Raw genomic sequence first — 15002 nt, 5'->3', positions numbered from 1 at the left:
TATGCTTATCGCTATTACAGGTGCCGACGGTTTTGTTGGCCGTCACCTCTGCTCACACCTAAGCAGAGAAGGGCATCAAATACGTTTGATTCAGCGTCGATTTGCTCAGGGCACTTTTCAGATTCCAGGAATTGTTAGTTCCACCGATTGGTCTGATGCACTTAGCGGTGTTGATGTAGTAATCCACTGCGCATCGCGAGTGCACGTATTGCAGGATCAAGTTGCTGATCCACTCGCTGCTTACCGTGCTGTAAACGTTGCCGGTACGCAACGGCTCGCCATCCAGGCCGCTGAGCTTGGTGTTAAGCGTCTTATTTTTCTTAGTTCTATAAAGGTAAACGGTGAGGGCACCCGTTCTGGAGCCTCTTTTAACGGGCTATCACCTGCCGCGCCCCTCGATCCCTACGGCATTTCCAAACTTGAAGCTGAACAGGCCCTCCATCAAGTGTCTGCCCAAACAGGTCTGGAAGTGGTTGTTGTTCGCCCTCCCCTTGTATATGGCCCAGGCGTACGTGCAAATTTTTTGCGCCTGCTTCGTTTGGTTCAGCGGCAGATTCCCCTCCCTTTAGGTGCTGTGCACAACCAGCGCTCTTTGATTTATGTGGGCAATTTGGTGAGTTTCCTTGCTGCCTGTGCCCTGCAGCCTGCTGCTGCCGGGCGAACCTTTCTAATTGCAGACGCTGAACCTCTTTCCACCCCCGAGCTGGTGCAGCAGCTTGCCTTAGCCCTGAAAACGAAGCCTCGCCTACTGCCTGTTCCCCCTTCACTGTTATCACTTCTGGGTCGCCTCAGTGGCAGGCAGGCCGAATTCAGCCGTCTTACCGGATCTCTGGTGATTGATCCCAGCGACGCTTTTCAAACGTTGAATTGGCAGCCTCCCTTTTCCACTGCAGAGGGATTACAGATCACGGCTGATTGGTTTCTTACCAGCCAAACAGTGGCTTTTGCGCAATCAAACCAGTGATCGCAACACGGTTCTTAATTCCAGGCTTACTTGCGCTTTTCGCTGCAGCGCTTAGCTGGTTATCCCTCTGGCTGCTCATCCCCCTGCTAAGCCGTCGGTTATTAGATCAACCCAACGCCCGCAGTTCCCATCAGCAACCCACTCCCCGCGGTGGTGGTGTGGCCTTTGTGCTGGTTGCCAGTGGCTTTGCCTTCCCCTTTGGCTTTGTGCTTCCAGCGGCATTGCCATTAATTGCCTTGCCTTTGGCAATTGTTGGTTTCCTTGATGATCGCCATAACCTTCCCGCCAGCTTGCGTTATGGCGTGCAAGTAGCCACTGCTTTGTTTTTGCTTTGGATTAGTCCGCTATCGGCCCTAGCACCTGGTTTTTGGGTTTGGTTGTTGCTGTTGATCGCTGCCACCGCCGTGATCAATTTCACTAATTTCATGGATGGCCTTGATGGCCTAGTGGCCGGTTGCATGGCTGTGCTTTTTGCTGTGGCAGGTCTTTGGCCCCTAGTGGGTGCCTTGCTTGGTTTTTTGCTTTGGAATTGGAGCCCCGCCAAGGTATTTATGGGTGATGTGGGTAGCACCTTCCTTGGTGCTGTTTTTGCTGGTGTAGTGCTACAGCAAACCAGTTTTTCTGCTGCCCTTGCTCTTTTGCTCGTAGCCACTCCCCTTTTGGCTGATGCCTGCCTTTGCGTACCCCGCCGCTTGTTTGCTGGCCAGCGCATATTCCAGGCCCATCGTTTACATCTATTTCAGCGTTTGCATCAAGCCGGTTGGTGTCATGCCCATGTATCAAGCCTCTATATCGCTGCCACTGCTCTTCTTGCTATTGCACAGCTAGCTGGTGGTTTGGCTTGGGTTATTGGTTTTGCGCTGGCTGTGCTGTTGATTGGCGTGTGGCTTGATCAGCGGGTGGCTGTTCCCTTTGCGGTGGCTTCCAAGAGTTGATCGCCCAGTGGTGATCAGGTTGTGGGTTTTCTCTGCGTCGGCTTGCCTGAGTGGTGTTACTCAGTAACACTTAGGAATGCGTGTGGACGGTGCTCGAGTGGTTATCAAGAGTTCGGTTTCTCTCCGCGAAGATCAGCATGCCTTTGCCAAAGCTTCTCATCCGTGAGTGCTGTGTTGCAGCAGGGCCTCGGTAGCTGTCAGGAAAGATGACGTCTCTGCCGTCAGTCCATTCGCCTGATCACCCCTTGCCGGCAGGTTGTGCGTATGCCGTTGCCAGCTGAGGGCCAGAGCCGTGGCTTCTGGCGCCATTGGTTTATTAATTAATTTATTTACCTCATATATGCGCTTATCAGCATATAATTATATGCTGATAAGTAAGCTTGCCTTGCGCAGTACAGGTGTATTATTGAGCCTGCGTTTGGTTTGGGGCCGTTAAATTGAGATTGTTAGATCCCCAGGCCTGGATCGCCTTTGCAGCTGCCATCCTTTTGGCATTGATCACACTTTTTAGTAGTTACAACCATGTCTTTATCCCCGGATTCGCCACTTCCTTCCCATTACCGCAGCAAGCAGGAATTCCTTGCATCTTTATCGCCCTGGCGGCGGCAGCTGGCGAACTTAAATTGGCATCCAACAGTAGATATGAAAGTGCAGAGCTACGCGCTCGAGCAAAGTACAAAACAGCTGAGGAAAGAGAACGCGCAGATAATGAACGAAACCGAGCAGCTGAAGAAAGAGAACGCGCGGCTCGCCGCCATCAACTCCAGGCTCGATCGCTTCGAGCAGGAGCACTTTTCCAGCTTGAACCAAGCCCTCTCCACCGGCGATTCCTCAGCCTCATAGCTATGAACTGGCCGCTGAACAGCAACAGAACTGATTTGGCAGCAAATTGCCTAAGCAAATGCCCATAAAAATGGGTATGGCTCAGGTTTCGCCCCCGCCCTGAGCAGCGGGTAATCCAGGTGCCGGCCGTGTTCTTTGGTGGCCAAAGCCACCAGCGCCGCATGTTGGTGCACCTGTTGCAAAACAGTTCCAAGATTTGATGGCGATCCATGGTTTTCGCCTCCGGCAAGGTGAGCACCTGGGGTTGGCCTGATTACGTTCTTTGCGGGCTATTCCTAAGTCGACATCCTTAGAGCCGCTTTCGTCGATCTAACCCAGCAACTCTCTAAATACTGTCCTTGAAAACGGGGGAGGCTCATGGCTAATCCGGGCGACACCAAAGGCGCAGCCCCACTCGGTCGATGTGATCGAGCAGTGGCTGATGCTGGATCACATGCCGCAGCTGCAGGTCGATCGGCCACGGCAACAGCAGGTCGTCGAGAGCTGCCCCTAGTTTCAGTAGTTGGCCCAGCGTCATCGAGGGAGCCTGCAGGCAGAGATCGATGTCGGAGCCAGGGCGGTGACGACCCAACGCTCTGGAGCCGTAAAGCACCACCGCGTCTAGGTCGGGGTGCTGCGCCAACCGCGCCAAGATCGTCTGGCTGTTAACGGCGCTAATGCCCGGGATCACGGCAGCAGGTGGTTCGGGTGCGCTGGTCATCGCCGCTCTGCCCTGGCCTGCAGTTCCCGTTGCAGCGCTGTGAGAGCAAAAATGTAAGTTTGTTGTATCAATGAGGCGATCTCGTGCGCCAGTTCAGGGTTGTAGGTGTGGCTCGTGAGGTTTCGACTGCGAATCATGGCCATCCAGGTTTCCTCCGTTCCAACCGGCAGCAACTCGCGCACCATCGCTTCTCGCACGGCATCTCTAGACCCGCTTATACCGCTTACGCCCTGATCGGCCAGATAGTCTTTTAAGAGCAGCCAGCTGAGCTCGTGGGTGAACTCAAAGGCTTGTATCAGGCCCTGCTCCTCTAGCTCTGATAGGGCTCGTTGGTTTGCAATCGCAATGGCCCTTTGCAGGGCGGCTAACGCTCTGCAATAGTTCTCGAGCCGTTGCAGCCAACGGACATCCCTGTTGGTCATGGGACTCAGATTTGCAGCTGCACCAGCTTATGCAGGCGTGGACTTTTCCTCTTTTAGTTATCCAAGATCATATCTTTAACTCCGGATTCGTCACTTCCTTTCCATTACCAGCTGGCGAACTTAAGTTGGCATCCAACAGTAGATATGAAAGTGCAGACTCTACCGGCGATTCCTCAGCCTCATTGCCATCGAGCTGGCCGCTGAACAGCAACAGAACTGATTTACGCCAGCTTCAGGCCACCATGCCCATTACCCCTTCCATAATAGAGGAATGCCGTAGCGGTGAACGCTGGTGATGCAGATCCGTGGATGATTTATCTCGATACCAGCGTGGTGGTGGCTCTGCTAACACCGGAAGAAAGCAGTTCGCGCGCCCTTAACTGGTTTGCGCAATCACGCGAACCCCTGATCAGCGGCGACTGGCTGTTCACCGAAACTCACAGCGCCCTTGGGATGAAGCTCAGGCTGGCTGGCTTTGATCATGCGATGCACATTGCTGCACAGGCACTGGGCCTGAAACCGGAATTAGATCAAAAACCATTCGGCTGGATTAGCCCCTTCTCTCCTAACTGGGAGCAGGCTCTAACAGTTATGCACTCTTCTGATTGGTGCTACTCAGGCCCACTTGGGGAGGCGTGTGGACGGTGCTCAAGTGGTTATCAAGAGTTCATTTACTCTCCGAGAAGATCGGCATGCCTATGCCAAAGCTTTGGTAACCGCTGGCGGAGGCCTTCGTTGCCTGGCTTTGGATCGTGCTGAGCAGCGGGAAATCCAGCTGCTGGCCGTGGTTTTTGGTGGCCAAAACCACCAGCGCCGCATGTTGGTGCGCCTGTTGCAAAACAGTTCCCAGGTTTGAGCACGCCGCTGGAATGTGATGTGGCCGGCCCGCAAACGGGTGGATTGTGGGGTTTAGGGCTTCAGGCCGCGCGGCGGGCCACCCGTGATTCCACGGATATCCTGCTAGTGTGCCTGTACTATCATGTGTAGGGTTTGGGCTGGCTACAGTGGTTTTGGGATTTGACCGTCAAGGCTGGATCACGGTTTTTGCCGGCCTGCTCCTTGCCCTGATCACCCTGCTCACGAGTTACGACCATGTCGACATCCTTGGAGCCGCTTCCTTCGATCTACCGCAGCAAGCAGGAATTCCTTGCATCGCTGCCGCCGTGGCGACGGCTATTGCAGAAGCTCAATTGGCATCCAACGATCGACGTCGACGTGGAGTGCTACGCGATCGAGCAGAGGCTGCAACGGCTCGAGAGCGAGAACGCGCGGCTCGCGCAGATCAACTCCAGGCTCGAGCGCTTCGAGCGGGAGCACTTGTCTGGCTCGACCCCACCCCCCTCCACAGAAGATTCCTACAGCTGATTGCCACCGAACTCGCTGGTGGGGGCTCTTGACCAATTGGTGCTACTCAGCTCCCCTGCGTGGAGAATCACACGATGATCTCCTGCCTGGCCTTCGCCACCTGGCTCTGGATCCTGCTGTTTATTGGTTTCAACCCCGCGCTGAGCAGCGGGAAGTCCAGGTGCTGGCCGTGTTTTTTGGTGGCCAAAACCACCAGCGCCGCATGTTGGTGCGCCTGTTGCAAAACAGTTCCCAGGTTTGATGGCGTTCCCTTCTTCTCACCTCCGCCATCAGCTCAACCGCTGCTGGAGGAATACGGCGGGTTTGCTTGAACTTCCTTTTCCTGCCGCGGTGCTCAGGCCTGTGGCCTCGTGAGCACCGCTGGCAGGTTGTGCGTATGCCGTTGGCAGCTGAATGCCCGAGCCGTGGCTTGGCGCTATTGGTTTATTAATAAATTCCCCGCACCCTATTAAATTTGGCTTTTTACACACCATATATGGTGTGCCTTTGGGGTTAGCGGAATAGAGCGTGCTGAATCAAAAATTTTATTTGCTTTGCGTATGCCGCTATCGGTATACTATTACAATCGAACCAGTGCTATGGACTAACTGATAATTATTCCGATTGGCTTTAGCTGCAGTAGTTGCAGGCGTTGCTTGAGTTGTTGTAGTTGGTCACGGCCACAATCACCAAGTTCAACAGCAATTATTGATTGCTCACATACACGCGCTTGATGTAGTGATGAGGCATCATTAAAACCAAGCCATTGCAAGCGCTGCCCCAGTTCTTGTTTTAATGCAAGTGCTAAGGCTGAATCAATGCTAGACGAACTTAATACTGCGATTGATTTATTGCCAGCTAGCGGCCCTTGGATTAAAGGTTGTAAACTGTTATTAATTTCACCATTGGAATCCAGCTCATCAGCGCCCAGATTCAATTTAGTTAATATGGGTAAACCAAGTAGTTTTTGAAGCTCTTCTTCATTCCAAACTAATCCGGCGCGGCGATCCATGATCAATGCAGCGCCACTACCAAGCACTAAACCAGCTAATAATCCCAAAGCAAGATTTCTACCTTTTTTTGGAGCAACTGGTTTGTCTAGCAGTGTTGGTGTGCTTATTAGTTCCCAGGGATCTTCCTGGCGGGCTGCTTCAAGTTGAAGGCCGCGATAGCTTTCTTCTAGTTTTAGCAAAGTACCTTCTTCCCTAGCCGCAATTCTTTGTAAATCACGGAATTTAAGTAATACTCCTTTGGGTCTTGTGGAGGCACCTAATTCAGCTTCTGCTGAAACAAGTTGCGCCTTAAGCACATCTGCAGTTTCTCGGTTTATGTAGCCAATGAGTAATTTACGTTGCTCTTTAAGTTTTCTAATTGTTTCATCTTGATCTGTGAAACGAACGCTCTGTTTGGCTATAGCACTTTCCACACCCTTTAATTCTGCAAATAAACTGGTTTGACCTGTTAGAGCAGGAACGCTTAAACCTTGGTAAAGAACAGTGTCAGCAGAGCGGTTTAATAAACCAATTTGTTGCTTTAGGGATCTAACTTTTGCGGCGGCTCCAGCCCTTTGACTTTCTAAATTTAAATCACTCTTAATTGTGTTATCGTTGATTGCAGTGAGATCATTCTCGATGGCAAAGGTTTGAGCTGTTTTTAGGGCTTCTAAAGCCCTTTGCCTGTAGATATTAACTTGAATTCCAAGATAACCAATACCCTGCTGTAGGCCCCGGCGGCGATCTTTGCCACTATAGAGTTGATAGGCGCGGCTAACTTTTTGTAAAACCGGCATGATTAATGGTTCATCACTATCGCGATAGGCAACATTTAATACGCTGGTTCCTTTTTTTAATTTAATTTCTAAGGCACCTTTCACCCAGTCGTCAAAACTAAGATTTTTAGTTTCATTAGCTGGCTTTTGCGATCTCACATATTGGAAAATCGGATTTAAAACTGAGGTGCTATTTAAAATTTCAACCTGGGTTTCTAATTCACTTGCGCTGCCACCGCCTCCAATAAAAGCACCTAAGGCTGGATTGCTAGCAAGTAATTGTGCCTTAACAGATGAATTGCTTTCCGGTTGCTTTAAAACAATATCAAATCTACCCTCCCAGGTTGGTTTGGTTGTTAGTGTTTTTAAAGCGGATAATAATATGCACGCCACTGTAACGCCAGCAATTATTTTCCATTTACGTTTCAATGAACCTGCTAGTTGGCGCAGATCAATCTCGTCGTTATTGCTTTCGAGGGTGGTGGAGATCTGATTCATGTTTTGATTCATTTAGAAACCACCAACTCCTTTGATTAGCGCATAGGTTCCGAAAACGCCAGCAAATGGCGTTGTTACTTCATCGATTACATTCAATGTGCCGGTTAGCACAGATTCATTAACACGAATTATATCACCTGCCATTAATACTGGATTAGAGAAGTTTTCGGCAGCTGCACCAGGATTGTAGTTGAATATTCTTCTATCTACTTCCCCCTCGCGGGTAAAACGAACGAATTCAACCTTTCCTTTTAAAAATTTCGGACCGCCAGCACTGATTAAAGCCTGGTTTAAGGTGCTTGCTTGGGGAAGGATTTGCGGCCCCGGTTGTTTTACCCTACCGCTCACAAATACCTGCACGAATTGTGGGCTTATGTTGGTTTGACCTGCCTTAAGCAATTGATCCCTAAGGATTTCATCGCTTTTGGCTACCACCACCACATCACCATCAAATAATCTAAGGTTTTGGCTTTCATCACCATTGGTGATAACACCAAGGAAATTTAACTCTGTTCGCACTTTGCCTCCCCCTTCATCTTCAGGCAACTTACGGGTAACACTAACCTTGCGCAGGTCTGAAAAAGGTGTTAACCCTTGGGCATTGCGAAGCGCATCAAATACTGTGGGCAATGCAGTTTGACTAAATGGGCTTGAGGCAAGGTTTCCGCTTTGCGCTTCTGCGATGGACAAGTTATCTAAATTAGATTTACTGCCTTGGTTGCTAACATTGCCCGGTTGCTGGAAAGAACCTGTTACACCACTCAATTGGTAATAACCAGGTCTTTTAACTTCGCCGCCCACATATACACGGATCGGACGATAGGCCACAGGTCTTACATAAAGCCTTGGCCTTTTTACAAAAGCTGTGTATTGCTGAGTTAAAAAGCTGCGTAATGTTTCAATTGTGAGCCCACTTGCATAAACAGCCCTCAGCCGGGGCAGATATAGGGTGCCGTCGGGGCCAATTGAATAGGTACCGCTTAGTTCAGGAATGTCTATCACTTCAATTTGTAAGCCATCACCGGGGCCAAGCACATAGCTGTCGTAACGAACCTGGCGGCGCTGTTCAATGTTTATTACGCCGCTTCCCTTTGCTGGTTGAGCCAGGGCAAAGCCCCCACATAGCTGCCCCGCCAGCAAAGGCAGCGCCACTGCAGTTGCTAAAAGCCTATGCACATCGATATGCGAATCGTTTTAATTTACAGTCTTGAACTGGTTTAACCCCTAGGGGGGGGTGAGCTTTGTGAAATGGCCCACACTGGGGTTTTATGCAAAATCTGCATCTTTCAATTAAAAAAACCTCTGCTGCTACCAACCGTTATATATTCCAAGCCATGGTAAGAAATTTTCTTATTCCTGGTGCTTTTAAGGCGCGGCTCAGATCCTTAAGGGCGGATCGCACTTTGATCCCTAGGCGTTTATTAATGCTTAGCTGTGATGCATTTGTATTGCTAATTGGCTTTTGGGCCGCCTTTGCCTTGCGCCTCAATCAACTCTGGCCGCTTCAGTTTCAGCAAGCTTTGCCTTTGCTGCTGCCCCTCTGGCTTTTGGGATTAGCCACACTTGTTTTAAGCCGTTGGTATCGAGGTTTAACCCGCACCACCGGTAGCTTTTCCTTATACGGCTTGCTACCTCGCACTGGCCTGATTGTTGTTTTGCTATTTGCATACACATCCTTGTTTGGTTTTATTCAACCGCCCCGTTCTTTTTGGTTGTTGTTTTGGGGTTTGATTACCGCTGGCTTGATTGTGAGCCGCATTTTGGCCCGCGATTTATTGCGGCTACGCCTTGAACGTTTACAGCAATTGCTTCAGGGGGCAACGCCAACCGGCATAGCAACCTTGATCTATGGCGCTGGGGAAGCAGGCCATCGCCTGTTGCAGGAATTACAACTTGATGCCCGTTTTAATGTTGTTGCTGCCGTAGACGACGACCCCGCCCTTTGGTACAGGCGTTTGCAACGGCTAGAAGTTCATAACCCTGAATTAATACCAGAACTAATCATTAACCACAGCATCAAGCAGGTGTTATTGGCCTTGCCATCGGCTGTGCGTAGCCGTAGGCGGGAATTAGCCACCAGGTTCCGTGCCATGGGCCTTGAAGTGCTAACGATGCCCTCTTTAGCTGATTTAGCCAGTGGCCGCCTTCGGGTAAGTGAATTGCGAACAGTGGCCATTGAAGACTTACTTGGCCGTGAACCATCAACACCTATAAATGGTTTATTGGAAGCAGCCGTAAAAGATAAAACAATCCTTATCACCGGCGCAGGTGGCAGCATCGGCAGTGAACTATGCCGCCAAGTGCTTGCTTTAGGTGCCCATAAATTATTACTGCTTGATCGCTCTGAATATGCCCTATACACAATCCATCAAGAACTAATTCAACTTATTAATACTTCAGTAAACACTAATCCATCAAATACTCAAGCATCAAATACCCAATTATTGCTTCCGGTGCTTGCCGATGCAGCTGATCAAACAATACTTGAAAACCTTTGCCGTAACCATGGAGTGGATGGGCTAATCCATGCGGCTGCCTATAAGCATGTGCCATTAGTTGAAGCGAATGTTTGTGCTGCTTTGGCTAATAATTTAGGCAGCACCACTGCTGCGCTTGCCGCTGCCCGTAATTGCGGCCTTGAACGCTTCACATTGATCTCCACCGATAAGGCCGTTAGGCCAACCAATGCCATGGGTGCCAGCAAGCGAGTTTGTGAAATGTTGGTGCAAAATGCGGCAGCTCAAATTAATGATTGCGGCCATGGCCCTAAATGTTCAATGGTGCGTTTTGGTAATGTGCTCGGTTCCTCCGGCTCTGTGGTGCCCCTATTTCGCCAGCAAATTGCCGCTGGTGGCCCCGTAACTGTTACCGATCCTGAAATTACCCGCTTTTTTATGACGATCCCAGAAGCGGTGCAATTGGTGTTGCAAGCAAGTGCTATGGCAAGGGGCGGTGAAGTTTTTGTGCTTGATATGGGTGAACCGGTACGGATTGCTGATTTGGCCCGTCAAATGATTCAACTTTCAGGCTGTAGTGTGAAAGATGCAAATAATCCAAATGGTGAAATCGAATTGCAATTCACGGGCCTTAGGCCCGGTGAAAAGCTCTATGAAGAACTACTGATAAATGCCAATGATCAAGAAACATCACACCCCTTAATTCGCCAAGCAAGGGAGCAATTTATGTCTGCCGATCAATTAGATCAGCTCTTGCTGCAATTAAACTCCATAATTGCAAGCCAAGATGATCAAGCAGCCAAATTGCTTTTGGCCCGCATCGTGCCCGAATATCAGCCAAGCCTTGATCTTATCCATCAAGCCAACCCATAATTTTACGCTTTAGGTTGGTGGCAGTTTGCTGACCATTCTTACCATTAACGCTTGATTTATCCTCGGCAACTTTTGCGCCAGAGATATTTGAATCATCATTTGAGTAATAATTATAAGCATGGCCAGCATCATAGGCTCCATAGCCATACTTACCGTAACCGTAACCGTAACCGTAACCGTAAGCAGAGGCAGAGCGGCTTTCTTTTTTAACAGCATTGGTAACAATACCTAGTAAAGGTGCTCCAGCTGTGCAGATGCGCTGGATTGATTCCTTAGGTAAGCCTCTATCAACACGAGCTAAGCTAACAAGTAATATTATTCCATCTAGATGTTCAGCAACTAACATTGCATCGGCTAAACCTAATACTGGAGGTGTATCGTAAATAATAAGATCGAATTCGCCGCTATTTGCTAAATCATTTATCAAAGCACCCATCCTGTGGCTGCTCAATAAACGGGCTGGATCTGGCGGCCTCCTTCCGGCGGTGATTACCGACCAGTTATCTCTACCTTTAACAGGCTGAATTGCTTGGCGCCAATGCAGATTACCATCATCTGTAAGTAGATTACTCAATCCCTGAATATTATCTTGACCTAAACGGTGATGTAATTGTGGCTTCCTAAGATCAGCATCTATCAATAAAACTCGTTGACCCATTTCACTAATAGTTTTTGCGAGAAGAATATTTACTAAGCTTTTCCCTTCCGTTGGCAGTGAACTGGTGATAGCGATGCTGCGTATGGGGCGGTCACTGTTAAGGAATCTCAAACTCGAGAATAAATTACGAAAAGCTTCCTGATAAAAAAAGCGTTGATAGCCAGTGAATTCAGCATTTTTTGCTTGGGCATCAGCGGCGGTTGTGCTTTTATCATTGGCGCTGCCAAGGCTATCTAATTCTTCAAGCAGAAATCGTTTTTCTTCACGCACACCAGCAAAGAATTCAACGTGGGGGATGTGTCCCAATAGGGGTAGTTGTAATTCCTGTTGTACTTCCCCTGGATGATGAAATACATGGTCCATGCGATCCCGCAATAAACCAGCGGCTGCACCTGCAACTAATCCCAATACTGCGCCAAGGGCTAAGTTACGCGGGATGCTTGGTTTTACTGGATTTGGATTTATTTCAGCTGGGGCGATAACCTGCCATGGCACGGTTCGCTGCGCTATTTCAAGTTGAAAATTTTCTCGGGCTTTAATAAATCCGGCTAGATTTTCTTGCGCAATGCTCAATTTTTGGTTTAAGGCTTCATATTGCTTGATAAGTTGTGGTTGCTTTTGAAATTCGCGAGTGAGCGTTTTTTCTTGATTTTGCACTGCTGCAATTTTAGTATTATTCATTGCTAAGGCGGCATCAACAGCATCTAGCTCTTTGCCTTTAAGTAGTGGTAGGAGTTGGTCTCTTCGGGCTGTTAAACTGCGAACTGTTGGTGATTCAGCTCTAAATTTTGCCCTCGCTTCTGCTAATTGCTCCTCAACTTTAGTAAGTTGCTCCAGCAGTGAAGGATTGGCAACGGTAACATTTACGCCTTGATTAGCTCCACCGGCTCCGCTTGATCCACCAGCATTATCTTGAAAACTGCGAGCTGTTAACCGGCCAGCCTCGATTGATTTACGCATGCTTAGTAGGCGCAACTCTTCAACTTGTAGAAGCCTTAATTGATCTTCAATGCCAGCTATCTTTTGTTTTTGCGAGGCACCTTCTTCCGTTGGTAATAGCTGATTGTTTTTTTGACGAAACAAAGCTACCTGAGCTTGTAATTCACCTGTTTTTGCTTGTAGGGCCGGTGCTTGGCGATCAAGAAAACGCAAACCATCATTGAGCCGCTGCTGGCGTTGTTTTAATGAATAACCAAGATAATCTGTTTTTAGGGCTTTCAAAATTTCACTGGCCCTCGCCGGCTCTCTATCAGTTAGGGTTACAGTTAAAACTCCTTCGGCTTCCATCTGTTTGCTGCCGCCAGTTTTTATTGTTATTTGGTTAGATAATGCTGCAGTTTTTGTATCAAAACGTGAGGCTATTGTAGAAAGGAGCATAGGGCTGCGTAATACTTCTATTAACGTTGGTATATCACTTTTTGTGCTGTTCCTAGCAAGGGATTCAATCATTGAATTACTTACTATTTCTCCACCACCTGTGGCACCCCTGTTCTCATCACTAATTGGATCGGTAATCAGGAGCTGAAAACTACCTTCATATACAGGTCTAAATATTCTTTGGTAGGCGGTGTAGCAGCCGCTAAGTATTAAAATTGCAACAAATGTGGCGCCCACCACTCGTTTGCGCCTTTTTAGTGCTCTCCAAAGTTCCCTTAGATCGATTTCATCGCCGACTGCTGTGTTGTTCAGTTCCCGAACCTGCACGGGCTGAATTGAACTTGCCAGAATTGGCGAATGCCCTGGGGCAGGAATTAAATTTGACACAGCTTTCTTACTGGCACATTATCCTAACTGTAGCGCACCATACAAGTATGATCAGGCGTGGCGGTTAAAGCACCGTCCCTGTTTAATTTTCTTTCTAATTGTTGGGGAATTTTGTTTTCACTACTCCTCGCTACAACCCTTCAGCTGGCGCAAGCTGCCCCTCTACCTCAATTTGATTCCTACATTCTCGGGGCTGGGGATCAGGTTGAACTTAAACTTTTGGATGCTCCCGAGCTTTCAGGCATTCTAGAAATCTTAAACGATGGCAGCAGTTCGCTTGCTCTTCTGGGTAGTGTGCGTTTATCAGGTTTAACCCTTAATCAGGCTACCAACTACCTAACCCAACTCTACGGTAAGCAACTCCTGCGCCCGGATCTGCAGCTAAAGGTGGTGCGGCCTAGGCCAATCCGTGTGGCATTGGTTGGCGAGATTGAACGTCCTGGTTTGTATTCCCTAACTACTAGCGAAACAGTTAGCACCACAGGGTCTAGCCAAGCAGTTAATGTGAGTGGCTTGCCAACCCTTGTTGATGCCATCCAAAAGGCAGGTGGAATTACCTATAATGCTGATCTGAGTAAAGTAAGTATTCAGCGCAAATTGCCTGGAGCTGAAGGTTCACTTAAGGAAGCCCGTTTTGATCTACTCGCCCTTGTTCGGCAGGGGGATCAGAAACAAAATCCCCTACTTTTTGATGGTGATAGCATTCGTATTGGCAGGGCCGAAACACCAGACGCTGAAGCGATTGAACTGGCAGCTAATAATCTTTCACCTAAACAAATTCGAGTGTTTGTTGTGGGAGAAGTTAAAACTCCTGGTAAACAGGAATTGCCGGCTAACACACCGCTAGTGCAAGCTGTTTTGGCTGCTGGTGGGCCAAGTGATTTCAGGGCCAATAAAAGTAATGTTGAATTAGTTCGTATAAATCGCGATGGAACAGCAACCCGCCAGGTTTTTTCTGTTAATTATAGCCAGGGTGTTTCAAGTGCATCAAACCCCCCTCTGCGAGATGGCGACACCGTAGTGGTTAATCGCAGTATTTATGGCACCACTGCAGATGCCATCAATGCCGTTGGCGGCCCCTTAACAAGCCTTGCGAGTATATTTACGTTGATCAGATTGCTGGGCACGAATTAATTTATTTTGTTGCAATGAATAAAGCTCTCGTTAAACCATCCGTTCGATTTCATTTTAGCTGGATATTAAATGGTTTATTAGCTGTTGGCCCTGCACCTAGGGCCCATAGACACATCGACCGCCTCAGTAATGCTGGTTTCAGATCAATACTCAGCCTGTGTGCTCCTGCTGAAGTAAGCAATCAAGAGCCTGGGCTGATTGTTGAGCTTCAAAATAAATTTAACTATTTGAATTTTGTTTTGCCCGACCACCGCAGCGGTAGGGCCCCCACTATCTCTGAATTGCAGCAAGCTTTAGTTTTAGCTGAACAGGCCCTATTTAATGCGCCACCCCTATACGTGCACTGTGTGGCAGCAGTTGAACGTTCCCCCCTGGTGTGCATGGCAATTTTGCTACAACGCAAAGGAATTTCGCCCTTAGCCGCTTTGGATTATATGCAACAGGTGCACCCTGGCACTAATCCTCTGCCTCAGCAGCTAGCTTTACTCAATAGTTTGAAACCGTGATTCGTTGGTTATTGTTCTCGGCAGTTTTTATTTGGCTTGCTTTGCTTCTCCTTCCTCATGCGAAGCTTAATCAAGCAATGTTTGAGGATTTTAAATCCGGCCCAATTAAGCAACCAGTGCTTGTTCCGCTTCCCCCT

General features: G+C 48.6%; 14 protein-coding genes. 9 read left to right on the top strand and 5 right to left on the bottom strand.

The features are described from left to right. The first annotated feature begins 1 nt into the window (after position 1). The 3 genes from KBY68_RS09855 to KBY68_RS09845 all read left to right on the top strand — a co-directional run bounded on the left by KBY68_RS09855 (position 2) and on the right by KBY68_RS09845 (position 2742). Entirely contained in the window at positions 2–964 is a 963-nt protein-coding gene (locus KBY68_RS09855; protein WP_255097004.1) for an NAD-dependent epimerase/dehydratase family protein, read from the top strand. Further along, entirely contained in the window at positions 961–1899 is a 939-nt protein-coding gene (locus KBY68_RS09850) for an MraY family glycosyltransferase (protein ID WP_255097003.1), read from the top strand. Before KBY68_RS09855 ends, KBY68_RS09850 begins: the two co-directional genes overlap by 4 nt. A gap of 522 nt (positions 1900–2421) precedes the next feature. Continuing rightward, complete coding sequence (locus KBY68_RS09845) at positions 2422–2742, top strand: hypothetical protein (protein ID WP_255097002.1); 321 nt, start codon at positions 2422–2424, stop codon at positions 2740–2742. A gap of 361 nt (positions 2743–3103) precedes the next feature. Here the strand turns inward: KBY68_RS09845 and KBY68_RS09840 are convergent, their stop codons facing one another. Both KBY68_RS09840 and KBY68_RS09835 read right to left on the bottom strand, forming a co-directional pair. Then, the gene (locus tag KBY68_RS09840) at positions 3104–3442 is read right to left on the bottom strand and encodes a nucleotidyltransferase domain-containing protein (protein ID WP_106501046.1); all 339 of its coding nucleotides are present in this window, start codon (positions 3440–3442) and stop codon (positions 3104–3106) included. Further along, on the bottom strand, positions 3439–3864 hold the full coding sequence (locus KBY68_RS09835) for a nucleotidyltransferase substrate binding protein (RefSeq protein WP_255097001.1): 426 nt from the start codon (positions 3862–3864) through the stop codon (positions 3439–3441). Before KBY68_RS09835 ends, KBY68_RS09840 begins: the two co-directional genes overlap by 4 nt. A gap of 637 nt (positions 3865–4501) precedes the next feature. Between KBY68_RS09835 and KBY68_RS09830 the strand changes: the two genes are divergently transcribed. The 3 genes from KBY68_RS09830 (at position 4502) to KBY68_RS09820 (ending at position 5470) form a co-directional block, all read left to right on the top strand. Continuing rightward, the gene (locus KBY68_RS09830; RefSeq protein ID WP_255097000.1) at positions 4502–4720 is read left to right on the top strand and encodes a hypothetical protein; all 219 of its coding nucleotides are present in this window, start codon (positions 4502–4504) and stop codon (positions 4718–4720) included. 148 nt (positions 4721–4868) lie between these two features. Continuing rightward, positions 4869–5261 (top strand): hypothetical protein, encoded by a 393-nt coding sequence (locus tag KBY68_RS09825; RefSeq protein WP_255096999.1) that lies wholly within the window; start codon positions 4869–4871, stop codon positions 5259–5261. Continuing rightward, on the top strand, positions 5258–5470 hold the full coding sequence (locus tag KBY68_RS09820; RefSeq protein ID WP_255096998.1) for a hypothetical protein: 213 nt from the start codon (positions 5258–5260) through the stop codon (positions 5468–5470). The genes KBY68_RS09825 and KBY68_RS09820 overlap by 4 nt, the downstream gene beginning before the upstream one ends. Positions 5471–5812: 342 nt before the next feature. On the opposite strand, the gene KBY68_RS09815 is transcribed toward KBY68_RS09820, so the two are convergent. Further along, positions 5813–7486: a GumC family protein gene (locus KBY68_RS09815; protein ID WP_255096997.1), complete on the bottom strand. Its 1674-nt coding sequence runs from the start codon at positions 7484–7486 to the stop codon at positions 5813–5815. After that, complete coding sequence (locus KBY68_RS09810) at positions 7487–8626, bottom strand: polysaccharide biosynthesis/export family protein (RefSeq protein WP_255096996.1); 1140 nt, start codon at positions 8624–8626, stop codon at positions 7487–7489. It lies immediately after the preceding gene. A gap of 116 nt (positions 8627–8742) precedes the next feature. On the opposite strand from KBY68_RS09810, the gene KBY68_RS09805 reads away from it, so the two are divergent. Next, positions 8743–10803 (top strand): polysaccharide biosynthesis protein, encoded by a 2061-nt coding sequence (locus tag KBY68_RS09805; protein WP_255096995.1) that lies wholly within the window; start codon positions 8743–8745, stop codon positions 10801–10803. Here the strand turns inward: KBY68_RS09805 and KBY68_RS09800 are convergent. Continuing rightward, positions 10781–13165, bottom strand: coding sequence for a GumC family protein (locus KBY68_RS09800; RefSeq protein ID WP_255096994.1), 2385 nt, complete (start codon positions 13163–13165; stop codon positions 10781–10783). The genes KBY68_RS09805 and KBY68_RS09800 overlap by 23 nt on opposite strands. Positions 13166–13282: 117 nt before the next feature. Here KBY68_RS09800 and KBY68_RS09795 point away from each other — a divergent pair, with 117 nt between their 5' ends. Beyond that, positions 13283–14359: an SLBB domain-containing protein gene (locus KBY68_RS09795; protein WP_255096993.1), complete on the top strand. Its 1077-nt coding sequence runs from the start codon at positions 13283–13285 to the stop codon at positions 14357–14359. Between the two features lie 14 nt (positions 14360–14373). After that, on the top strand, positions 14374–14865 hold the full coding sequence (locus KBY68_RS09790; protein WP_106500579.1) for a protein-tyrosine phosphatase family protein: 492 nt from the start codon (positions 14374–14376) through the stop codon (positions 14863–14865). Positions 14866–15002 lie beyond the last annotated feature (137 nt).

The sequence above is a fragment of the Synechococcus lacustris Maggiore-St4-Slac genome (assembly GCF_024345595.1).
In the GTDB taxonomy this organism is placed as follows: Bacteria; Cyanobacteriota; Cyanobacteriia; order PCC-6307; family Cyanobiaceae; genus Synechococcus_D; species Synechococcus_D lacustris.
The sequence above is the reverse complement of the archived record's forward strand: the minus strand, read 5'-3'. Positions and strand labels throughout refer to the sequence as shown.